This is a genomic window from Flavobacterium ginsengiterrae (assembly GCF_039539785.1).
In the GTDB taxonomy this organism is placed as follows: domain Bacteria; phylum Bacteroidota; class Bacteroidia; order Flavobacteriales; family Flavobacteriaceae; genus Flavobacterium; species Flavobacterium ginsengiterrae.
The window spans coordinates 46,438-69,601 of sequence record NZ_BAABDU010000006.1 but is presented as its reverse complement, the minus strand read 5'-3'; the positions used below and the strand labels follow the sequence as shown (position 1 = coordinate 69,601).

23 protein-coding genes are annotated in these 23,164 nt (G+C 33.3%); 11 read left to right on the top strand and 12 right to left on the bottom strand.

Features of this window, described 5'->3' with window-relative positions:
• Positions 1–55 precede the first annotated feature (55 nt).
• The 3 genes from ABD859_RS16480 to cysC all read right to left on the bottom strand — a co-directional run bounded on the left by ABD859_RS16480 (position 56) and on the right by cysC (position 2,364).
• On the bottom strand, positions 56–1,024 hold the full coding sequence (locus tag ABD859_RS16480; protein ID WP_345145689.1) for a sulfotransferase family protein: 969 nt from the start codon (positions 1,022–1,024) through the stop codon (positions 56–58).
• Between the two features lie 11 nt (positions 1,025–1,035).
• On the bottom strand, positions 1,036–1,716 hold the full coding sequence (locus tag ABD859_RS16475) for an aspartyl/asparaginyl beta-hydroxylase domain-containing protein (RefSeq protein WP_345145688.1): 681 nt from the start codon (positions 1,714–1,716) through the stop codon (positions 1,036–1,038).
• A gap of 123 nt (positions 1,717–1,839) precedes the next feature.
• Positions 1,840–2,364: an adenylyl-sulfate kinase gene (gene cysC / locus ABD859_RS16470; RefSeq protein WP_345145687.1), complete on the bottom strand. Its 525-nt coding sequence runs from the start codon at positions 2,362–2,364 to the stop codon at positions 1,840–1,842.
• Positions 2,365–2,519: 155 nt separating this feature from the next.
• Between cysC and ABD859_RS16465 the strand changes: the two genes are divergently transcribed.
• The 4 genes from ABD859_RS16465 to ABD859_RS16450 all read left to right on the top strand — a co-directional run bounded on the left by ABD859_RS16465 (position 2,520) and on the right by ABD859_RS16450 (position 7,747).
• Positions 2,520–3,221, top strand: coding sequence for an SIR2 family NAD-dependent protein deacylase (locus ABD859_RS16465; RefSeq protein WP_345145686.1), 702 nt, complete (start codon positions 2,520–2,522; stop codon positions 3,219–3,221).
• On the top strand, positions 3,218–3,910 hold the full coding sequence (locus tag ABD859_RS16460; RefSeq protein WP_345145685.1) for a sterol desaturase family protein: 693 nt from the start codon (positions 3,218–3,220) through the stop codon (positions 3,908–3,910). Before ABD859_RS16465 ends, ABD859_RS16460 begins: the two co-directional genes overlap by 4 nt.
• A gap of 89 nt (positions 3,911–3,999) precedes the next feature.
• Positions 4,000–5,346 carry an adenylosuccinate lyase gene (gene purB, locus ABD859_RS16455; protein ID WP_345145684.1) on the top strand — a complete coding sequence of 449 codons (1,347 nt, stop codon included), beginning with the start codon at positions 4,000–4,002 and terminating at the stop codon, positions 5,344–5,346.
• 163 nt (positions 5,347–5,509) lie between these two features.
• A complete protein-coding gene (locus ABD859_RS16450) occupies positions 5,510–7,747 on the top strand; it encodes a cation:proton antiporter domain-containing protein (protein ID WP_345145683.1) in 2,238 nt (745 codons plus the stop codon).
• A 165-nt stretch (positions 7,748–7,912) separates the two neighbouring features.
• Here ABD859_RS16450 and ABD859_RS16445 read toward each other — a convergent pair whose 3' ends face one another.
• Positions 7,913–8,551, bottom strand: a complete 639-nt coding sequence (locus ABD859_RS16445; protein ID WP_073408764.1) for a peroxiredoxin — start codon at positions 8,549–8,551, stop codon at positions 7,913–7,915.
• Between the two features lie 112 nt (positions 8,552–8,663).
• A complete protein-coding gene (locus ABD859_RS16440; RefSeq protein ID WP_345145682.1) occupies positions 8,664–9,575 on the bottom strand; it encodes an AEC family transporter in 912 nt (303 codons plus the stop codon).
• Positions 9,576–9,874: 299 nt separating this feature from the next.
• Between ABD859_RS16440 and ABD859_RS16435 the strand changes: the two genes are divergently transcribed.
• The 3 genes from ABD859_RS16435 to meaB all read left to right on the top strand — a co-directional run bounded on the left by ABD859_RS16435 (position 9,875) and on the right by meaB (position 12,349).
• Positions 9,875–10,282, top strand: a complete 408-nt coding sequence (locus ABD859_RS16435; RefSeq protein ID WP_345145681.1) for an RrF2 family transcriptional regulator — start codon at positions 9,875–9,877, stop codon at positions 10,280–10,282.
• Between the two features lie 57 nt (positions 10,283–10,339).
• On the top strand, positions 10,340–10,981 hold the full coding sequence (locus tag ABD859_RS16430) for an NAD(P)-dependent oxidoreductase (RefSeq protein WP_345145680.1): 642 nt from the start codon (positions 10,340–10,342) through the stop codon (positions 10,979–10,981).
• A gap of 276 nt (positions 10,982–11,257) precedes the next feature.
• Positions 11,258–12,349, top strand: a complete 1,092-nt coding sequence (gene meaB / locus ABD859_RS16425; protein WP_345145679.1) for a methylmalonyl Co-A mutase-associated GTPase MeaB — start codon at positions 11,258–11,260, stop codon at positions 12,347–12,349.
• A gap of 24 nt (positions 12,350–12,373) precedes the next feature.
• Here the strand turns inward: meaB and ABD859_RS16420 are convergent, their stop codons facing one another.
• The 4 genes from ABD859_RS16420 to ABD859_RS16405 form a co-directional block, all read right to left on the bottom strand.
• On the bottom strand, positions 12,374–12,910 hold the full coding sequence (locus ABD859_RS16420) for a hypothetical protein (protein WP_345145678.1): 537 nt from the start codon (positions 12,908–12,910) through the stop codon (positions 12,374–12,376).
• Positions 12,911–13,090: 180 nt separating this feature from the next.
• A complete protein-coding gene (locus ABD859_RS16415) occupies positions 13,091–15,031 on the bottom strand; it encodes an LTA synthase family protein (protein WP_345145677.1) in 1,941 nt (646 codons plus the stop codon).
• Positions 15,032–15,075: 44 nt separating this feature from the next.
• Positions 15,076–15,303 carry a hypothetical protein gene (locus tag ABD859_RS16410; protein WP_345145676.1) on the bottom strand — a complete coding sequence of 76 codons (228 nt, stop codon included), beginning with the start codon at positions 15,301–15,303 and terminating at the stop codon, positions 15,076–15,078.
• Between the two features lie 63 nt (positions 15,304–15,366).
• Positions 15,367–16,752 (bottom strand): MATE family efflux transporter, encoded by a 1,386-nt coding sequence (locus ABD859_RS16405; RefSeq protein ID WP_345145675.1) that lies wholly within the window; start codon positions 16,750–16,752, stop codon positions 15,367–15,369.
• A 189-nt stretch (positions 16,753–16,941) separates the two neighbouring features.
• Between ABD859_RS16405 and ABD859_RS16400 the strand changes: the two genes are divergently transcribed.
• Both ABD859_RS16400 and ABD859_RS16395 read left to right on the top strand, forming a co-directional pair.
• Entirely contained in the window at positions 16,942–17,460 is a 519-nt protein-coding gene (locus ABD859_RS16400; RefSeq protein WP_345145674.1) for a hypothetical protein, read from the top strand.
• A 169-nt stretch (positions 17,461–17,629) separates the two neighbouring features.
• On the top strand, positions 17,630–18,565 hold the full coding sequence (locus tag ABD859_RS16395; RefSeq protein ID WP_345145673.1) for a DUF6268 family outer membrane beta-barrel protein: 936 nt from the start codon (positions 17,630–17,632) through the stop codon (positions 18,563–18,565).
• Between the two features lie 2 nt (positions 18,566–18,567).
• Here ABD859_RS16395 and ABD859_RS16390 read toward each other — a convergent pair whose 3' ends face one another.
• The 3 genes from ABD859_RS16390 to ABD859_RS16380 all read right to left on the bottom strand — a co-directional run bounded on the left by ABD859_RS16390 (position 18,568) and on the right by ABD859_RS16380 (position 21,422).
• On the bottom strand, positions 18,568–19,281 hold the full coding sequence (locus ABD859_RS16390) for a LytR/AlgR family response regulator transcription factor (RefSeq protein WP_345145672.1): 714 nt from the start codon (positions 19,279–19,281) through the stop codon (positions 18,568–18,570).
• 31 nt (positions 19,282–19,312) lie between these two features.
• Positions 19,313–20,362, bottom strand: coding sequence for a sensor histidine kinase (locus ABD859_RS16385; protein ID WP_345145671.1), 1,050 nt, complete (start codon positions 20,360–20,362; stop codon positions 19,313–19,315).
• A 178-nt stretch (positions 20,363–20,540) separates the two neighbouring features.
• On the bottom strand, positions 20,541–21,422 hold the full coding sequence (locus tag ABD859_RS16380; RefSeq protein ID WP_345145670.1) for a PPK2 family polyphosphate kinase: 882 nt from the start codon (positions 21,420–21,422) through the stop codon (positions 20,541–20,543).
• 94 nt (positions 21,423–21,516) lie between these two features.
• On the opposite strand from ABD859_RS16380, the gene ABD859_RS16375 reads away from it, so the two are divergent.
• Positions 21,517–22,353, top strand: a complete 837-nt coding sequence (locus ABD859_RS16375; protein ID WP_345145669.1) for a DUF6929 family protein — start codon at positions 21,517–21,519, stop codon at positions 22,351–22,353.
• Positions 22,354–22,661: 308 nt separating this feature from the next.
• A complete protein-coding gene (locus ABD859_RS16370; RefSeq protein ID WP_345145668.1) occupies positions 22,662–23,162 on the top strand; it encodes an RNA polymerase sigma factor in 501 nt (166 codons plus the stop codon).
• The last annotated feature ends 2 nt before the right edge of the window (positions 23,163–23,164 follow it).

Below are 23,164 nucleotides of genomic sequence, written 5' to 3'. Positions count from 1 at the left end.
TTTATTTGGCGCAAAAATACATATAAATAAACAGATAGAAAATTGTAAGTTATTTTCAGTGTTCTAAATACTCTGGCTTAGCATTGTTGAGTTTTTCATGCAGGAGATTCACTTTTGCAAAATCAATTTCGAGAGCTTCTTTCTTAAACGAATCACCTTCAAAAACAACATTTCCGTTTTTAGAATGTTTTTTTAAACGCTCAAACATTTTTTCACGTTCATTGACTTCGTAATCGACATTAATAAAGGATATGAAATTTTCAATAACATTTTTCATTCCTTCATTATAATTCAAAAGAATAACATTTTGGTCTGTTTCGTAAAAGTCCAGAAAACCTTTAAAATATTTTTCTAAAACCAAAGCGCCGTACTGCTGAAAACTTATTTCTTCGATTTCCTGAGCGCTGATTCCAAAAACGGTGGGCGGAATTAAATTAGGAACCATATGCATTCCCATTAATTTTTGATGCGATTTTAAAACCTCAACCGGATTTCTATACAAAAGTCCGAAAGGAATATCGGGAAAAATAGTTCTTAAATATCCGGCATTAAAAATATGCCAGGCGTCGAGTTTTAAAATCAAATTCTTTTGTTCAGGAAATCTTTTTTGTCCTAAAAACTTTAAAACTGATTTTAAGAGAGTGGCTTTTTTATCTAAACCAAAATTATCGCTTCTTAAAATCTGGTCGAAAACAGGCCCTTCAGAAATCATAATATTTTCTGATGAAGTTGCCAGAGACTGGCTCAGCATTGTAGACCCGCATCGCGAAACATGAAAAACCAGCGATTTTAATTCTACAGATTCTAATTCGTCTGCCCATTCAATTACATTCTCGACAGAACTTACGACTTTCATTCTTTTTGAATTATACTCGTGGCTTCTGCATTTTGACATCGTTTCATCAAAAAAAGGCTCAAGAAAATTTAAATTAGACAGATAAATCCATTCAAAATAAACTTCATTATCTTTTTCTATTAATTTATAAGGAATCCAATTTGAAAGAGGATGCTGTAAGTTTTCCATTTTTATAGAATTTATTTTGATTGAAGATCTGCTATAATTTTTGCATTTATTTCTGTTGGATTTTTCATGAGCTCAGCAATAATCTGCTGTTTCATTTCTTCTGAATATGTCTTTTCAGGCACATAATTTACATCAAAACCCATTTCGGCAAATAATTTATCAGACCAGTCATTTCGTATACAGTCTAATGTTAGGTGAATTCTTGGTTCATGGCTTTTATTTTCTACACTATGAGGCAGCTGAAAATTAGCATACCAGCACTCGCCCATTTTCATAGGAACCAGTTTATTATCAACATAAAAAAAGACTTCAGAGTTGGTAATAATAGGAACATGAATTCTAAAAAAACCATCTTCATACGACGTATCATTATCAACATGTTCTTTTATTTCGCTGTCTGGTCCTAAACGCAGTAATCGAACGGCTTCTTTTTCGCATTGAAACCAATCCATGATTTCTTTAAAATATGGGCATTTGTCAAGCAAAGGAGTATTTTTATATTCTTTATCAGGAAAAGAAAGAATATCTGTTTCTAATCCCGACTGCGACCGCAAAGAAACACTTGTCCATTTTCCTTCATACCGGTTTGTATTAAAATGCGGTGTCCATAAATTAGTTTCGCAGGTCACTAAATCATTTTGTAATTTTTCGATTGAAAAAGTAATCGGAAGCTGGCATGATGAAGGATTCATAGGCTCTGAGGATTAAATTTGTTATAGTGGTTTTGGCCTTGTAAATATATAATTTATAAGAACTTAAAATGAATATATAAGCAAAATTTTACAAACCGTAAAAAGACCGAATTTTTACACGGTTTATGACATATTAGAAATAATAAAATCGTAGAGTTTACGGGTAGAAAACTGCACTGGTTCAGAATCAGTTTTAAGAGTTAAATCCGCATTTTCAGGAATTTCAAAAACGTCGCTTATTCCTGTAAAGTTTTTAATTTTATTATGATTATCATCTGGAAGTAATGCTTTTTTATACAATCCTTTTGGATCTCTTTCAATTAAATTAGCTACAGAACAATCTAAAAAAACAGTCCGTACAAATTCATGATTACGCAGTTCCTTCCGAATACTTTCATACGGATTTATAACAGACATAAGAACGACTGTATTTTCTTTTATAAAATGCTGTCCCACATTAAAAAGACGTCTAACATTTTCGCATCGGTCCTCTTTAGAAAATCCTAAATCTTTACAAATCGTTTTTCGGTAAACATCGCCGTCAATTATTTCGACTTTATAATTGTTTTCAATTAATAACTGCCGAACATTTTCTGCCAATGTCGTTTTTCCCGAACCAGATAAACCTGTAAATTGTATTAAAAGCATTTAGTTTTCTTTTCTTTAATCAGAGTTTAAAACTAAATAATTTAAAAAGTCCGGGCAATAAGTAGAATTACGGTTTATTCTTCTAAAAAAAAGACCTCTGCAAGCAAGTCTTACATTTTTGAAATCACTATTTTTATCTTTTAATTAAAATACGAATGAAAAAGAAACTTGTGGTTTTAACCGGAGCCGGAATAAGTGCCGAAAGCGGTATTAAAACATTTCGTGACAGCGACGGATTGTGGGAAGGCCACGACGTAATGGAAGTCGCAACTCCCGAAGGCTGGCACAAAAATCAGGATTTGGTTTTAGATTTTTATAATAAAAGACGCCAGCAGTTAAAAGAAGTAAGTCCAAATTTAGGACACCAGATTCTGGCTGAATTAGAAAAAGATTTTGATGTTTATATCGTCACTCAAAATGTCGACGATTTACACGAACGTGCCGGAAGCACCAAAGTTTTGCATTTGCATGGAGAACTTTTAAAAGTAAGAAGCACACGAAATCGTAATGCAATTTTAGACTGGACAGATGATTTACTAACGGGAGATTTAGACGAAAACGGACATCAGTTACGACCGCATATTGTGTGGTTTGGCGAAGAAGTTCCGGCTCTGGAAGAAGCAATTGATATAACCGAAACTGCAGATTATTTTGCTGTAATAGGAACCTCGCTTCAGGTTTATCCTGCCGCAGGACTTATTTCCTACACGCCATCTACAACACCTTTATTTTATATTGATCCAAAACCTATTTCAATACCAAATATTAGAAACAAAGTCGAAGTTATTGCCAAAACTGCAACCGAAGGCGTTGCCGAAATGAGAACAAAATTACTGGAACTCGAAAAATTATCATGATCGTAGAAAACCTTCTGGAACAATTATCGCAATTAAACTTCCTTATGCAGCTGTTTATTTTTTCTGTAGAAAATATAAGTCTTTTGCTAATGGCGGTTTTAATTGGAAAAATAATTGAACCGGAAAATACCGTTTTAAATAAAGAAGATCGAAAATGGGTAATTGCTTGTTTAATCTGCAACATATTTATTACACTTTTGGGTTTTGAATTGTATCAAATGCAGATTATTAAAATTGATTTTTCTACTACTTTAAGTTCTGTTGTAATCGATACTTTGCTGCTGATTATTTTAATGGACTTTTTTATGTTCTGTTTTCATTATCTGGCACATACATTAAAATGGTTTTATCCTATTCATAAACTGCATCACACACATGTAGACACAAGTGTTTACAGTCTTTTTGTGCTTCATCCTATCGAAACTTTAGGTTTTGGTTTTATCTGGCTCATTTTAATTTCTGTTTTTCAACTCAATTATATCAGTTTAATTATTTATTTGTTTTTAAACTTGATGTACGGCGTTTTTGGACATTTAGAAAAAAATCTTTTTCCACAGTTTTGGTACAAAAGCTACGTCACAAAATGGATTTCAACTACAAAGTTTCATGCTGATCATCATAAAAATGAATCGCATAATTTTGGGTTTTATTTTACTTTTTGGGATAAAATCTTCAAAACCATGATTTAAATTGCAAGTTATACCATAATAACGCTTCAGTAATTTTCAGAAGTTTTAACAATCACTTATATTTGCACCTTTCGAAAAACAACATAACAATGACTACTCTAAACGAATTGAATGCTATATCGCCAATTGACGGAAGATATAGAAATAAAACTCAAAATTTAGCACCTTTCTTTTCAGAAGAAGCTTTAATAAAATACCGCGTACTGGTTGAAATTGAATATTTCATCGCTTTATGCGAAATTCCTTTACCGCAGTTACAAGGTATTGATTCTGGTTTATTCGAAAGTTTAAGAAATATCTATAAAAATTTCTCTACAGAAGATGCGCTTTGGATTAAAGAAACAGAGAAAGTAACGAATCACGACGTAAAAGCAGTTGAATATTTTATTAAAGATGCTTTTGAAAAACTAGGTTTATCTCAATACAAAGAGTTCATTCACTTCGGATTAACTTCTCAGGATATTAACAATACTGCAATTCCGCTTTCTACAAAAGAAGCTTTTGAGCAGGTTTATATGCCATCGCTGATTTCTTTCATTTCTAAATTAAAAGAATTAAGCGTTGAATGGAAAGATATTCCAATGCTGGCACGTACACACGGACAACCGGCTTCTCCTACCCGTTTAGGAAAAGAAATCCTTGTTTTTGTAGAGCGTTTAGAAGAGCAGATGCGTTTGTTGTTCAATATTCCGTTTGCAGCTAAATTTGGCGGTGCAACAGGAAACTTCAACGCACATCATGTAGCATACCCGCAGATTGACTGGAAAAAATTTGGAGATAAATTTGTTGAAACTGATTTAGGTTTACACCATTCGTTTCCAACAACTCAAATTGAACATTACGATCATTTTGCAGCATTTTTTGACGGTTTAAAAAGAATCAACAATATCATTATCGATTTAGACCGTGATATCTGGACGTATGTTTCAATGGATTACTTTAAACAAAAAATTAAAGCCGGAGAAATTGGATCATCGGCAATGCCGCATAAAGTAAACCCAATTGATTTTGAAAACTCTGAAGGAAACTTAGGAATTGCAAATGCTATTTTTGAGCATTTAGCAGCAAAACTTCCAATTTCAAGATTACAGCGTGATTTAACTGACAGTACTGTTTTACGTAATGTTGGTGTGCCAATGGGACATACGATTATTGCTTTTGAAGCTACTCTAAAAGGGTTAAACAAATTACTTTTAAACGAAAACAAATTTGCAGAAGATTTAGAGAAAAACTGGGCAGTTGTTGCAGAGGCGATTCAGACCATTTTACGCCGCGAAGCTTATCCAAATCCTTACGAAGCTCTAAAAGGTTTAACAAGAACAAATGAAGCGATTGATAAAAATGCAATTCACAACTTTATTGCAACTTTAGATGTTTCTGACGCTGTTAAAACCGAATTATTAGCAATAACACCTAGTAATTACACAGGAATTTAAAGAAAACCTAAAATATTTTGTCAAAAAAAGCTATCTTTATCGAGATAGCTTTTTTTTTAACCCGGAGTAGCCAGATTACTTCACTAAACTTTATTTAGCCGAGGTTTGGTGAATTTTACAAGAAATAAAAGCTGGATTACGCTCCTGAAACAAATACCACTCTATGATTGCCTTAAATGCCGCTGCAGAAAGTACACACCACTTACAACCCTTAATTAGTGATTTGGGATTAATCCTGATGACTGCCGGAATTGCCGTTCTATTATTTAAAAAAATGAAACAGCCTTTGGTTTTAGGCTACCTGATTGCAGGTTTTTTAGCCGGAAACCATTTTGATTTTTTCCCTTCTATAACCGACATGAAAAGTGTTGAAGTCTGGGCAGAAATCGGGGTTATATTTTTACTTTTTAGTTTGGGACTCGAATTCAGCTTTAAGAAACTAATGAAAGTTGGAGGCACTTCTTCCGTCACCGCCATAACCCAGATTATATTCATGACACTTATTGGATATTGCGTGGGCCAATGGATGGGCTGGGGAAAAATGGATAGTATTTTTCTTGGCGCAACGCTTTCTATTTCATCTACAACCATTATTATTCGCGCTTTTGACGAATTGGGAGTTAAGGGAAAAAAGTTCGTTGGGATTGTATTTGGAGCCTTAATTGTTGAAGATATCGTTGCGATTTTAATGCTTGTATTGCTTTCGACTATTGCTGTAAGCGATCAGGTTTCCGGAGGCGAATTATTACAATCTGTTCTTAAACTGGTTTTCTTTTTAATCATTTGGTTCTTAGGCGGAATCTTCATCATTCCAACAATTTTAAAAAAGGCAAAACATCTTTTAACCGATGAAATGCTTTTAATAATTTCGCTTGCTTTGTGTTTAATGATGGTCATTTTTGCCGCTAATGTTGGATTTTCACCAGCTTTAGGAGCTTTTATTATGGGATCGATTATTGCCGAAACTACCATGGCAGAAAAAATTGAACACTTAATTCAGCCTGTAAAAGATTTATTCGGAGCCGTTTTCTTTGTATCTGTGGGAATGTTAATTAATCCGGAAACATTGGTTACTTATGCCCTGCCGGTTGCTTTAATTACACTTTTAACCATTTTTGGAAAAGCATTCAGTTCTTCACTTGGCGCTTTAATTTCGGGACAGCCATTAAAACAGTCTGTTCAAACCGGAATGAGTTTAGCGCAAATTGGCGAGTTCTCGTTTATTATTGCAACGCTGGGAATGACTTTAAAAGTAACAAGCGATTTTCTTTACCCAATTATTGTAGCAGTTTCGGCCGTTACAACATTTACAACACCATTTTTAATTAAATACTCTGAACCGTTTGCCTTGTTTTTGGAATCAAAAATGCCAAAAAAATGGGTTAAAAACATTAACCGTTACAGTTTGAATGCGCAGGCAATTAAATCTGTCAGCACCTGGCAGATAGTTTTACGATCTTCGATAACACAAATTATTCTGCACACTATTATTATTACTGCTATTATTTTATTGTCATCTAAATTTGTAGCGCCTTTAGTTGCCGATACCCGATTTGGAAATACTCTTGCTGCTCTTTTAACTTTAATTGTTATTGCTCCCTTTTTGTGGGCGCTTTCGCTTCGTCGTGTTAAGGTTGATGAAGTCGAATCTCTTTGGGAAGAACGTAAATACCGCGGTGCACTTTTAATGCTTATTTTAATTAGAATGAGCCTTGGATTATTTTTTGTTGGATTTTTACTCAATATTTTCTTCTCGCCGTTAGTCGCTTTTGTAGCCCTGATTATTGCCATTGGAGCGTATCAGATTTTTCCAAAGAAACTAAACGAACAATATCATAGAATTGAAAGTCACTTTTTGAAAAACCTTAACGACCGTGAAAACAAAAAAATCGACCGAAGATATGCCAATTTAATGCCGTGGGATGGCCACATGTCATTTTTTGATATTGGAAAAGAATCTAATCTTGTTGGTAAAACATTAGAAGAATTAAAAATCCGTGAACAGTTAGGAATTAATATTGCCTACATAAAACGAGGCGAAGTAACGATCCCAATTCCTACCAAAACCGAACGCCTATTTCCGGGAGATGAAATCTGCGTAATTGGTACCGATGCACAGATTGTAGAGTTCACGAAATATCTCAATCAAAATGAAACCGAAGCACCCGGAAAAGTCGAAGAAACAGACATTGTACTTCGTCAGCTTGAAGTTTCTCAGGAAGAATTTATTCAAAAAAGCATCGGACAATTCAGAGCCAAAACAAACGGAATGGTTGTAGGTATCGAACGAAATGGAAATCGTATCCTAAATCCGGAATCGAGTTTAATTTTAGAAAAAAACGATATTCTGTGGGTTGTAGGAGATAAAAAAAGAATGACGGCTTTGTTAGCTTCCAGATAAGGTTCTAAGATGCTAAGTTTTTAGTTATTAAAGGCTAAGTAAAGTCGAAGCTTTTACGAAGCAGTTAAAATATTAATTATATAAAAAGCGCTGAGATTAATTATAATCTCAGCGCTTTTTTAATTTTTAAAAACTTAGAAGCTAGAATCTTAGAAACTCAGAAGCTTACTTATTTGGCTGCGGTGTTAATCTTAAATAAGGCTTAATTGGTGTGTGTCCTTTTGGGAATTTTGCCGGAATATCACTGTCTGGAATTGCAGGCGCAATAACTACATCTTCACCATCTTTCCAGTTGGCAGGAGTTGCAACACTATAATTTGCTGTTAATTGCAAACTGTCGATTACACGAAGTAATTCGTCAAAATTTCTTCCTGTAGAAGCAGGATATGTTAATGTCAATTTGATTTTTTTATCTGGTCCGATAACAAAAACAGAACGTACTGTAAATTTATCACTTGCATTTGGGTGAAGCATATCATATAAATTAGCTACTTTTTTATCTTCATCTGCAATAATTGGAAAATTTACTTCTGTATTTTGAGTTTCGTTAATGTCCTTAATCCACTCTTTGTGAGAATCTAATCCGTCTACACTCAAAGCAATTACCTTCGTATTTCTTTTTGTAAATTCAGGAACATAATTGGCTACAGTTCCCAATTCAGTAGTACAAACCGGAGTAAAATCTGCCGGATGCGAAAATAATACACCCCAGGAATCTCCTAACCATTCATGAAAATTAATTGGTCCCTGCGTAGTTTCTGCGTGAAAATCTGGTGCTATATCGCCTAATCTTAATGTTGACATAATTTATATTTTTTTAGTTCCTCTAAAATTAACCAAAAAAAGCACATAGAAAACATCGATTTTCTTAAAAAAAGTTAAAATTCTACTTTCTCGATGTAATTACTATTTTAAACTAAATAAAGCTTAAAATAAAATACCAAAAAGCAAGAGTTACAAACGATATTGGAATTCCAAAACCAATCATCATACTGCTCAATTTTGGTTTTAAACCATAAGTTGAAGCTAAGATTGCGCCTGTAATCATGGGCGCCATTGCAGTTTCCATAATCGTGATTTTTATAACTTCAGAATGCTGATTGAAAATAAAAACATACAGAACAAAAATTATAAAAGGAATTAAAAGCAGTTTAAAGAAAAGCCCCAGCCGTAAAAATTTCCAATGTTGGCTTTTTCGGTCAAAAGTCAATTGCAAACCAACAGAAAGTAACGCTAAAGGCGTTACAAGACTTCCTATTTTAAGCAGCACAGATTCGATATTTTCATTTAAATTATAATCGAAAATATTCATCAAACACGCTAAAACGAACATTATAAAAGGCGGAAACAAAATTATCTTTTTGAAAATTCCTAATGCGTCTGGACTTCCTTTAGAATAAAAAGCAGCAGTAAAAACACCAAGCGTAGAAACCACCACAAAAGTCCCCGGCTGATCTACCAAAACGGCGGTTTCCAAACCTTTTTTTCCAAACAAAGCTTCAATAATTGGATAACCCAGAAAAGAGCTGTTGCTTAATCCCGCTGTCAAAATCAAACATCCTATTAATTTATTAGACCAGCCATTTCTTTTTCCTAAAAAATGGAAAAAAATAAAAGCCACAATATAAGTAATCCAGCCCGCTCCTATTGGAAACAGTAATTCGCTGCTCCATTTTATTTTTGGGATATGATATAAAGTAATCGCCGGAAGACAGAAATAAATAACAATTTTATTGAGTGTCTTATAAATATGAGTAGGAAATTGTTTTACATGTTGTAAAACTAAACCCAGCGAAAGAAATAGAAATATTAAAAGAAAGTTGTTCATACTATAAGATCATCACAAAAATAGCTATTTACATTTAGTGAGAAGTGAAAAGTGAATAGTAATTAGTCATGTTTTCGAAATAGTAACTACTGATTTTCTTTTGTTAAACCTATAACATTTGCTAAATAGTCATTCAAATTTATTTTTAAATTCAAATAAACTCTCATACTTTATACCTCACAAACAATTAGTTACAAATCACTTTTAACTAATTACTAATAACTCTTTTCAAAAAAAATAGTTAAATTAGTATTTCGTGTTACAAAAAGATGTAAATTTGTAACATATTTTATTACAGTATGATTTCAGGTAAATTTGCCATAACGATTCACATTCTTACTTTGCTCCATAAATTTCCCAATGATTATTTGTCATCGGAGTTTATTGCGGGAAGTATTAATTTAAATCCTGTTTTGGTTCGAAAAGAAATTGCCAACTTAAAAGCACATCATGTTGTAGAAAGTAAAGAAGGGAAAAATGGCGGTACAAAATTGGCAGTAAACGCTGCTGAACTGACTTTAAAACAAATATTCGAAATGACTTTTGAAACGATTGGTTTAGGTTTTGCTAAAAATCAGCCAAATCCTGACTGCCCTGTTGGAAAAAACATCAATCAGCATTTAGAAGCTTTATACAGCGAAATGAACCAAAAAGTGGGCGCACAGCTGGAAGGTATTTCATTGGAAGATTTTTCGAATCAATTTTAAAACTATTTTTTTAACCAAAACTGTAACATTTTTTATTACTAAATAAATTTATATATTATGAAAATCGCACTTATTGGAGCTACAGGATTTGTTGGCTCAGCAATTTTAAACGAATTAGCAGACAGAAAACATGAAATTACTGCTATTGCAAGAACTCCAAAAGACACAGCAAACGCGAAATGGGTTTCTGCCGATATTTTTAATGTTGATGCTTTGGCAGAAGTTTTAAAAGGACATGATGTTGTTGTAAACGCTTATAATCCTGGTTGGACAAATCCTAATATTTATGATGATTTCTTAAACGGATCAAAAGCAATTCAGGAAGCTGTAAAAAAATCGGGCGTAAAACGTTTTATTACAATTGGCGGAGCTGGAAGTTTATATGTCGCTCCGGATTTACAAGCGGTTGATACTCCAGATTTTCCAAAAGAAATTTTCCCTGGAGCCAATGCTGCAAGACATTATTTAAATATTATTAAAGAAGAAAAAGATTTAGACTGGGCATTCTTTAGTCCTGCTTTTGAAATGCACGCAGGAACTAAAACAGGCAGAACAGGAAAATACCGTTTAGGTTTAGAAAATCCAGTTTTTAACGACGAACAAAGAAGTATTTTATCTGTAGAAGATTTAGCAGTTGTAATTGCTGACGAAGTAGAAAATCCAAAACACCACCAGGTTAGATTTACAGCTGGATATTAATCTTTAGAGATTCTAAGCTGCTAAGGTTCTGAGATTCTAAGTTTTTTTCCGCGAATTCACGAATTTTATTTTTAATACTTTATCCTGATATTATTCGAATTAACTCGAAAAAAATAATCTCAAAGATTTTAAAAATAAAATTCTTGAATTCGCGGCAAACTTATTTTTACTCATTTTGAGTATAACAAATTAGTGATAATTCGTGTAATTCGTGGCAAACTAACTTTTTGAAACTGTTTTTGTTTTCTGTACTTTTACAATTCTAAAAAATGCGTTTTGTCAGATTTAAATAAACAAGCCGGCAGTTTAACTGAAAAAGCTGGAATTTCACCTCCCGAAATCACCAACGTTTCGGCTATCAATCAAATTAAATTTAAACGCAGACAACAGCCTACAACTCAGGAATTAATATCTGGAATTCTCGAAGGAAACCGAACTGCTTTGAGCCGTGCGATTACTTTAGTAGAAAGCACTAATCCTGAACATGCTGAAAAAGCACAAGAAATTATTAACGGCTGTCTTGCTCATTCCAATAAATCAATTCGTATAGGAATTACGGGAGTTCCCGGAGTTGGTAAAAGTACTTTTATCGAAGCTTTTGGAACACATTTAACCCAGGCAGGAAAAAAAGTGGCGGTTTTGGCCGTTGATCCAAGCAGTTCAATTTCGCATGGAAGTATTTTGGGTGATAAAACCCGAATGGAAGAATTGGTAAAAGATGAAAATGCTTTTATACGTCCCAGTGCTTCTGGAGAAAATTTGGGCGGTGTTGCCCGCAAAACAAGAGAAACTATTATTTTGTGCGAAGCGGCAGGTTTTGATACTATAATTATTGAAACTGTTGGTGTGGGACAAAGCGAAACTGCGGTTCACAGCATGGTGGATTTTTTCTTATTATTGAAAATTTCCGGTGCCGGCGACGAACTTCAGGGCATTAAACGCGGTATTATGGAAATGGCAGATGCCATCGTTATTAATAAAGCAGACGGCGATAATATCAAGAAAGCCAATCAGGCAAAAGTTGAATTTAACAGAGCTCTGCATTTATTTCCTCTAAAAAAATCAAACTGGCAGCCAAAAACTACAACGTGCAGTTCGATTACAAAAGACGGAATTTCGGAAATCTGGAATACCATTTCTGATTATTTTGAAATGACCAAAGAATCTGGATTTTTTCAGGAAAAAAGAAACGAACAAAATCAATTTTGGATGATGGAAACTATCGATGAACAATTGAAATCAAACTTTTACAATCAGCCCGAGATTATTGCACAATTGAAACAAATTAAAAAAGCGGTGCAAAATAATGAAATATCACCTTTTGCAGCCGCTCAGTTTTTATTAGATGAATATAAAAAGAACTTCTAATTTCTTAAAGCTTCTTTATTTCTTTTATTTTACATTAATTGAAATTGTATAGGTTTCTTCACTTTCTTGAATTCGGTATTTACCCGGAACTAAAATGTCTGAACTGAATTTTAAAGATTTAACTAATTCCGGTTGAATAATCTGTCCTTCGGGTATTACATAAACTTCTCCATTTCGTAATAATACTTTTTTATGTTCTTCGGTTAAAGCGCTTTTTTGAATTTCCATAACAAAATTTCCTTTTTGATTTGTAACACGTACTGGTGTTCCATCAGGAGTTGGTTTCGCAAAGCCGTAGGTTATCCAATCGTAATGAACAAAATTACAAAACCCTTCAGGCTGGCTGCAATCAACATTATGCGCTCCCCAAGCTCTCACAATAGTTCCTTCATAGTGAGGCAAATACCTTTGAGTACTTGGTTGATTTTGCTGCTCTGTGTTTGATAATGGAACTGTTTGCTCTTCAACAGAGTCGTTGTTACAGCTTACAAAAAAAGCGGTAATGGCTAACACTAACATTACTTTTAATACTTCAGATTTTTTTTGTTGTATTTTTTTCATAATAAATAATTTAATTGTCCCTACTCTATCTTTGGCTTTTCGGGTTACGCCTTTTGGTTTAGTATAGATCAATTAAATTATTTTTTGTTACCCTTTTTGTTTGAATTTAGATACAAAAAAAAGCTGTTAAGTATGAAATTACACACTTAACAGCCTTTTTTTTTTTAAATAAATTGAGAACTATTTTTTAGTATCCCTAAGTTTATATTTACTCTGTTTATACAAATTTCCTGCAGTTATAACATGTGCTAAGGCATCTTTTGCTAATTCTTCATTTAATTTAACAGGAATTAAAGTCGTGTCGTTTTTGATTTCAAATTGAAGCGGTTTCAAATTTGGCTGCATAATCACAACCTGATTTTCAACTCTAAATGCATTGATATCATTAAACTGCATAATAGATCTTCCCTGAACTTTTGGATCTAATTTATTCAAATTACGGCCAACCATTGGTGTTTCAAACGGAATTCCTAAATATCCTAATAACGTAGGCGGAATATCGATTTGACTTGCCAGTCTGTCATAAACAGCACCTTTTGGAACTCCAGGCCCCATAATAAATGCCGGAATGTGGAATTTATTTATCGGCACTAAATTCTTTCCGTATGTTCTGGTGTTATGATCGGCAATTACAATAAAAATGGTGTTTTTAAAATACGGTTCTTTTTTAGCCATTTCGAAGAATTTTCCAATAGAAAAATCAGCATATTTCATGGCGTTGTTTACTGTTGCCGGTTTCTGATCGTAAGGTTTTATTCTTCCTGCCGGATATTCAAACGGCTCGTGATTTGAAGTCGAGAACATTAAAGAAAAGAATGGTTTATCTCCTTTTGATTTGAAATAATTATTGGCTTTAGTAACCAAATCTTCATCAGAATATCCCCAAGTTCCTTTAAAAGCATATTTATTTCCATCAGATTCAAAATCACTCTGGTCAACAATATCAGTAAAACCATTTCCATTAAAGAAAGAAGCCATATTGTCAAAATTGGCCATTCCGCCATAAATAAAACTTGTATCGTATCCTTTATGTTTTAAAGCATCGGCAAGTGTAAAGAAACCTTGTTGTGAGTTTCCTAATTTTACCACACTTTCAGAAGGTGAAGGAAGAAATCCTGTTACTACAGCTTCGATTCCGCGCACACTTCTTGTTCCTGTACAATACAAATTAGTAAACAGCAAACCTTCTTTAGATAATTTATCGAATTCCGGCGTAAGTGGTTTTCCGCCTAAAATTCCAACATATTCTGCTCCTAAACTTTCTTGTAAAAAGATTACAAGATTGTATGGTTTCTTTGCTGCAGAATCAGGCTGCTGTACATGAAGAAACGGAATATCAGCATCAGTAAAATCATTAGGACCCGCAATTATGTATTTTTTTACACGGGCAATGGCCTCTGCTTCATCCATTTTACCATACATTTTGGTGTTTCCTTCGTTTTTAATCGAATAAGCAGCAAAAGCAACGGTATAAAATGAATTTAATCCTAAAGTATTCGTAAGCTGATCTGTTGAAAAAACCGCATTACTCGCATTAATAGGACGTTTTGAAGTAAGACTTGAACGTGCTCCAAAAAACAATAAAAAAGCTACTAATGGAAATACCATTAATTTGAATTTATATTCAGTGCTTGTTGTATGAAAATATTTTTGTCCTTTTTTAAACGCAAAATAAATGACAACTCCCAATATCAGGAAAGTCACGATTATCGAAGTCAGGTAACTTTTTAAAAGCATTCCAACAACTTCTTTTGGATAAATCAGATAATCTAAGAAAATCTTATTTGGACGTGTATCATATTGTTTTACAAAATCTGGCGAAGCTAATTCTACAAAAAGAATCAGAAACAGAAACAAAAAGCTGTAAATTACCAAAAACCGATTGGTAAATTTAATCCAGTTGTTTGGCAGAAATGTAATTAAAACGGCTGGCAGAAATGATAAATAACAAAGTAAAATCAAATCCATTCGCAAACCGATTGGGAAAATATACCAAAAATCCGGAGTTTGCTCTACTCTTTCTTTAAAAAGAAAAAACAAAAATATTCGGCTTAAAGTAGTAATCAATAATCCAATTAAAATAAAATTGATTATTGGTTTTAAAAAACGTAATTTTTTCATTAGATGATTTAAATTATTTTTTTGTGTGAAGCATGCTGCACTTACTACTCTTCGTAACGGTTTACTTCTCTGTCGTAGAACTCATTTGCCTTTTCGATTAAATCTTCCATTTCGGCATTTAATTCGGCTTCGTCAAGATCTTCAGCTTCTTCTAAAAATTCAACCTCATCATCTTTTAAGTTGATTATGAATCTAGGATAATCCAGGTGAATGATAAAAATATCATCTGGAAAATCAGTATTATCTCCAAGTAAAAATTTAGGTAATTCCATTTTATTTATTTTATGTTTTAATTTTTATTAATGATCTGTGTTAATATAATTTATGCTTCAAATTTAATTATTTGAAGATGAATTTTGGATTAATTTCCTTGTTAGAAAATGAAAGCGAATATACAGAAAAATTGCTGCTGCTGTTAATCCTGCCAAAAGTCCAACCCAAACTCCCTGAGCTTTTAATGAAGTATGTTCGCCTAAATAATACGAAATTGGAAAACCAATAATCCAATAGGCAACAAAAGTAATATACATAGGTACTTTTACATCCTGCAAGCCGCGTAATGCGCCCAGAACCACAACCTGAATTCCATCTGAAATTTGAAAAACCGCTGCAATTAAAAGCAGTTTTGAGGCAATGGCAATTACTTCAGTATTATCCAGAACTTGTCCCGTATTTTCCATATTTAAAAAGATATGAGGCAGATAATTATGGAATACAACAAATACGATGGCAAAAAATGTTTCGAGTATAATAGCCAGTAAAAAAATCGAACGGGCTACAACAATTAATTTTTTATAATCATTTAATCCTCTTTGATTACTTACTCTGATCATCGACGTTACGCTTAATCCCATGGCAAACATAAAAGTCATTGATGCGAGACTTAAAGCAATTTGATTGGCTGCCTGACTTGTTTTTCCAATATTACCGCAAAGCCAGATTGAAGCTGTAAACAATACTACTTCAAACAACATTTGCATGGCTGACGGAAAACCGATGCTGATGATTTTTTTTATAGTCGATTTTTTAATTTCATCAAAACTGAAACCTTTAAAAAAGCGTTTTAAGTCTTCTCTTCTAGACAGCATGATGTGCATAAACATAACCAGAAATATTCTCGAAATTACGGTACCAAGTGCTGCGCCGATAATTCCCATTTTTGGAAAAAACCAGATTCCGTAAATCAAAACGTAATTTAAACCTACGTGAAGTACGTTTGCCATAATCATAGCATACATAGAATATTTGGTAAGCGACATTCCGTCTGCAAATTGTTTGTATCCCTGATACATGATTAACGGAATCAAAGAAAAAGCAACCCAGCCCAAATATGGTTTTGCCAAAACAATTACATCTTCCGGCTGTTTTAAAAGTTCCATTATAGGTTTTGCAAACATGATTACGCTAAAAAGCACTAATCCTAAAATGGTGCACAAAAACAATCCGTGATGAAAAGCAGAACGAATTTTACTGTCATTTTTCTCGGCATCTCCTTCGGCTACAATAGGTGTTATGGCTGTCGAAAAACCAATTCCCAGCGACATGGCAATAAAAATCATGCTGTTTCCTAATGACACTGCCGCCAGTTCTGTACTGCCTATTTTACCCACCATTATATTATCGACAATACCAATTAAAGTATGGCCCACCATTCCTAAAATAACAGGGTATGCCAGTTTTAAATTATATGAAAACTCTTTTGTGTACTGCTTTAAATTCACTTGAAATCTTTTTTGAGCGCAAAGATAGTCAGAAGCTTCGAATTCTATCCTATTAATAAAAACATAAGCCAATTTTAAGCCTAAAATCAGCATACCGTAATATTATATAACGATTTTTAAAAATTATATAACGACCTCAAAACACCTCTAATCTACTTTTACATTATTAATAATTCAAAAATATTTGCCATGAAAAAATTACAATTTATATGCCTCGCTGCTTTCGCTTTTTTATACTCCAACTCAACTTTTGCACAAGACGATGCAGCAACAAATTACGATCAGGGATTTAGATTAGGAATTGGATTAAACGGTGGTATTCCTACCGATAATGACTATGACTGGTCACTTGGCGGAGACGTTCGTTTACAATATGACTTATCTAAAAAAACATCGTTAACATTAACTACTGGTTTTACTAATTTATTTATTGGTAAAGATGATCTGGGTAACAATGTTAAAGATCTTGGATTTATTCCTGCAAAAGCCGGTTTTAAAGCTTTTGTATTAAAAGATCAATTTTATGTAATGGGTGAAGCCGGTGCTGGTTTTGCGGTTACAAATGGCTACAACGACACTACTTTTTTATGGGCTCCGGGAATTGGGTATGCCAATAAATACATTGACATTAGTGTTCGTTATGAAGATTACAACAAATTCAAAACCAATCAAGTGGCTCTTCGTTTAGCCTATGGTTTTAAATTATAAAAAGAAAGGTTTATTTTATTTTTTTGTTTTTGGTAACAGACCCGGAAGTTTTCATAGTCTTCCGGGTTTTGTATTTTATACCATTGGTCAAAACAGAATTACCATTAGTCAAATGATTTTTTAAGATTGATTAAGAACGAAGAAATTCGCTTAAAAATTAATCTAAATCATGAGCAAAACAGTTTTTTATCTATCGCAGCTTTTTATCATTTTACTAACTTCTACAGCTGCACAATCACAATCTGGAATTTCGGGTGAGTTTAAAGTCGATTACGTTCCGTTTTCCAAATATGTACGTCCTATAGACAGTACGAAAACAAATGCAGAAAGCAATTTTAAAAGAGCTCAGCTGACATTTGAAGTGCCTCTTTCTTTAGAAATGGACAAATACAATCATCCAAAACTCTGGTCGCTTGTTATTAATGGAAGTTATGCCCGAATGGGAAACAAAAACTACAATATTCAGGACCTTCCCGTAGAATATCAGGGCGGATTTCCAAATGAATTATTAAACACACAAATTGGTATTAAACATTTACGATCTATTTCTTCATCCTGGTCTTTATTAGTAATGGCTTCTGTTGGTGTTTATACTGATATGGTCGAAATTAACAAAGATGATGTTCTAATACAAGGCGGTGTTATTTTTATCAAACAATTTAATCCTAATCTGGCTTTGGGCGCGGGACCGGTTTTAACCAATAGTTTTGGTGTGCCAATGGTATTGCCGGGAATTTATTTTAATTGGGAATCTCAAGGAGCGCTCCATTTTAAAGTGGCTTTTCCGGAAGGCGTAGAATTAGGTTATCGAATGTATGATAATTTAGATTTAAAACTTGTGGGTGAAATAAGCGGTATGACAGCAGAAACCAAAATTGGAAACAAATCTTCATTATTAGGTTATCAGCAGATAATTGCCGGTTTAAGACCTCAGCTTAAGTTTGGCGAACATTGGACTTTAGAGCCTACAGCCGGAACAACTTTACTTCGCAGTTTTTCTACAACTAACAGAAAAATTAAAGATATTTTTAGAGAAAAAGATATTGCCGATCCTAGATTTACAACAACCTTTTATGGTGCAATAGCCCTAAAATGGAAATTCTAAGATTATCTGCTTAATAAATTTTTATAAACTACCTCTTTCAATAATGCTTCACGGCGTGTTCTTGAAATAGGTAGTTCTTGTCCTTTAATAAATAATCGGCCGCCGGAAACTGAATCTATATGTGTAATATTGATTAAAAAGGATTTATGAATTCTAAAAAACATTTCGGCAGGAAGTGTTTCTTCTAACGAAATCATCGTTTGATGAATAACAATCACTTTATCTTTAAAATGAAGTTTGGCATAATTCTGCATTCCTTCAATATATAAAATATCAATCCACGAAATTTTTTGAAATCCTTCTTCCTGACGCACATACAAAAATGGATCTAATTGATTTTGCTTTGGAGACTGAATCATTTGGTGCCATTGTTTTGCTTTTAAAGAAGCCTGATAAAATCGCTGAAATGTAATAGGTTTTAGTAAATAATCTACAACTTGTAAACGATATCCGTCCATCGCGTGTTCAGAATATGCTGTTGTAAAAATAACCAAAGGCGGATTATCTAAAGATTCCAGAAATTCTAATCCGGTAAGATAAGGCATGTTGATATCTAAAAACATCAAATCAATCTGCTTTTCCTGAAGATGCGAAGTCGCTTCTAATGCCGAAGCACAAGTATCTACAACTTCTAAAAAATCAATTTTAGAAATAAAATCAGCTATTCCGTTTCTGGCAATAGGTTCATCGTCGATAACAAGACATTTGATCGTCATATTTTTGATGTTTTTTAATTTATCTGCTCTTCTATTTTAAATCCAAAACCAGCGTAACCGTAAAATCAGAATCTGTTTTTATAATATTCAATTCGTGTTTTTCAGGATATTGAATCGAGAGCCTTTTCTTTACATTTTCAAGACCCAGTCCCTGATTTTTACTCAGCTTTTTATATTGTTCTGTATGCGAGTTTTCAATTTTAAAATACAGCTGATGATTTATCTGCTCACACAATACATGTACATATCCTTTGTGATTAGGAAGTCTGGAAACATGTTTAAAAGCATTTTCTATTAAAGGCACCAAAAGCAACGGCACGATTTGAAGCTGTCCGTCTTCGATATTCCATTTACTTTTAACCTCTAATTCATTTCCCCAGCGGGTTTCTTCAACAGCAATTAAATCTTTCAAGTATTTAATTTCAAGATGTAAGGGCACATATTCTTTATTGCATTCATATAACTGATACCGAAGAATATCTGAAAACTGAACCAATAAAACCGATGCCAGCTGCACATTGCTCTGCATGAGAATATGAATATGATTGAGAATATTAAACATTAAATGCGGATTAATCTGATCCTGCAAAATCTTAATCTGCGCTTCAAGGTGAACCCGCTGTAATTGTGCATGGTTTTTTTCGATAACATTATGTTCCTGATAAAACCGAAGTCCGCAAGCCGTTCCGTTTATTAAAATAGCGGCCGGAATGCTTCCAAAAAATCTTGCACATAAAAACTGAAGAGAATTTAATCCAATATCATCAGGATAAGTTCTGTCTCTGGAAATCTCATCGGTAAAAACAGTATAAATTAATGCCAGACAAAGAGACAAAAGCAGTACAATAAGAAAACTCTGTACCGCAAACTGATTCATTTTATTTTGCTTTAACGCCCGTGGAAGTAAAATATCACTTAAAAAATGCGCTAAAAAAACAGAGCATATTAATACTAAAACAGCCTGTATAAGAGCCGACCAAAAATCGTAGCTTTCGATCATTTGTGCCCAAATGGTAATACCTAATAAACTCCAAAAAAAGATTAAAAACAGCCAATGTTTATTTTTATAGATTGCAGTCATCTAAATAACTTGTAAAAAATTGTATTCAAAATTAGTCTTAATATTTCCGAACGAAAAGCAAAAGAGCACAAACCTAAACCACTGTTATAATAAATTTGACGAACTGCATTTCTGTTTTGACCAACGGTAATTTCAAAATGTTATTTTGAATAAATTAATTACAAAAAAAAAAGAGTCATTAAGACTCTTTTTTCAGCTGTTCTTTATAAAGGGCTAAGTTACCTTTAATTTCCTCATCTAATTCAGGATCCTGAATATCTGGGTATTTTTTCATTTCTTCCCAGATAATTTTAGCAACAATATATCGCGCCATATCTTTATCATCAGCAGGAACAATGTACCAAGGCGCATGATCAGTCGAAGTTTTATTTATGGCTTCTTCATAATATTCATGATATTCATCCCAATGTTCACGTTCTTTAAGATCTCCGGGCGAAAATTTCCAATTATGTTTTTCCTCTTCAAGTCGGCGTAATAAACGTTTACGCTGTTCTTCTTTACTCAAATGCAAAAAGAACTTCATAACAATGGTTCCGTTTTCAGCGATATGTTTTTCAAAATTATTAATCTGCTCGATTCTGTTTTTCCAGAATTTAGGCGTTATATCATCAACAGAATTAATTCCCGGCAAATTCTCAGCCAAAATAAATTCAGGATGCACACGCGTTACCAAAACATTTTCGTAATGTGTTCTGTTAAAAATCGCAAACTTTCCTTTTTCGGGCAGAGCAATATAATGACGCCACAAATAATCGTGTTCTAATTCAGTTGAATTTGGAGTTTTAAAGCTATGAACTACAACACCACGCGGATTAAATTCTTTAAAAACTTCACGAATCAAACTATCTTTTCCGGAAGTATCCATTCCCTGAAGACATATCAAAACCGAATATTTATTGTACGCATACATTACATCCTGCAAGTCGCTCAATTTCGCCTGAACCTTATCCAGTTTTTCTTCTTTTTCATCGTCATCTGCATCGACATTTAATAAAGTTGGGAGTTTACTTAACTTAATTTTATCTGTAACTTTAAAATCTTTCGGGTCTATTGATTTCATATTTCAACATTTAATATCATAAATATAGTAATTTTACGAATCCTGATTACTATCGGGACTGCTATTTACCGTAATACTTTACAAAATACAATTCATGGAAAAATTCACATTAGAAATATTATTTCAAATCATCGGAATCGGTTCGGCATCAGGATTATTTTTAAACAACGATTCGCTTTACGTTATTGGCGATAACAGCGGATTTTTATACGAATACAATATCCAGAATCAGCAGTTAAATCAGCATGCTTTAATTGACAATCCATCACAAAACATTCCAAAAAATTTAAAACCAGATTTTGAATCTATAACACATCATAACGACACGCTTTATGTTTTTGGTTCCGGTTCTACTGAAAACCGAAACAAAATGATTGAATTCGATTTAAAATCAAAAACCATTTTACAGAAAAACAATCTGGTAGATTTATATGCCGTAATGCAGAATTTTGGTTCTATAAAACCCGAAGATTTTAATCTTGAAGGTGCTGTTTTTGACGGTGAAAACTGGTATTTATTTAATCGCGGCAACGGAATTTCAAACAAAAACACCATTTTTACTATTCATGCTAAAAGTCTGGGAGACGAATTTGCTTTGGTTGCCACCAATTATAAACTGCCAAAAATAAAAGGCGTGCGTTCCAGTTTTACCGATGCCGTTTTAGTTGAAGATAAAATCTATTTTCTTTCTACTGCCGAAGACACAAAATCGACTTACGACGACGGAGAAATTCTGGGAAGTTTTATTGGAAGAATCGATCTTAAAACCATGAAAATCGATTTTACGCAAAAAATCACTTCAACCAATAAATTTGAAGGCTTGACTTTTTATAAAAAAGAAAATAACAAAATCGAGTTTTTGCTTTGCGAAGACAATGACACAGAACTTTTAGAAACTAAGATTTATAAATTGACCTTACAGATAAGATAAAATCTTTGTGCAAAATTTTACCGCAAAGTTCGCTAAGAGCTACGCAAAGATTCGCAAAGTATTTCGATTACAACAGTAACGTAGAGACGCACCGCAGTGCGTCTACGCAACGAATATAAAATTTAGAATACGAAATGATTGCGGATTCTCTGGCGTTAGACGCACCGCAGTGCGTCTCTACAGAACAAACAAATAAAAAAATAAAACTTTTTTTCATCCTCGTCCCAACCTTTTTATCTTTTTATCTCTCTTTATAATTAAAGACCAAAATTGTGATAAACGAAACACTAATTTCTAACTGCAAAAAAATGAGCCGTGATGCCCAGCGTCAGGTTTATGAGCATATGGCTCCAAAATTGTATCGCGTTTGCAAACGATACCTCAAGAAAGAAGAAGAAATCGAAGAAGCTCTTGCTGATGCTTTCTATACCATATTTACAAAATTAGAACAGCTTAAAGAAGAAAAAGCTTTTGAAGCCTGGGCCAGAAAAATTACTGTAAACCACTGTTTGGCATCCATCAAAAAAAACACCAATTTCAACATGTATCTTGATGATGTAAAAGTACTTTCTCAGCCATTTACAGATGAAATGAACGCATTAGAAGAAGAAGATTTACTCAATTTATTAAACCATATTCCAGACGGCTGTAAAACCGTTTTTAACCTTTTTGTTATAGAAGGTTTCGGGCACAAGGAAATAGCGGCAATGCTTAATATTTCTGAAGGCACTTCAAAGTCACAATTAAATGCAGCAAAAACCAAGCTGAAGGAATTAGTAAATAAATTGTATTATCAAAAAGCAAAATAGTC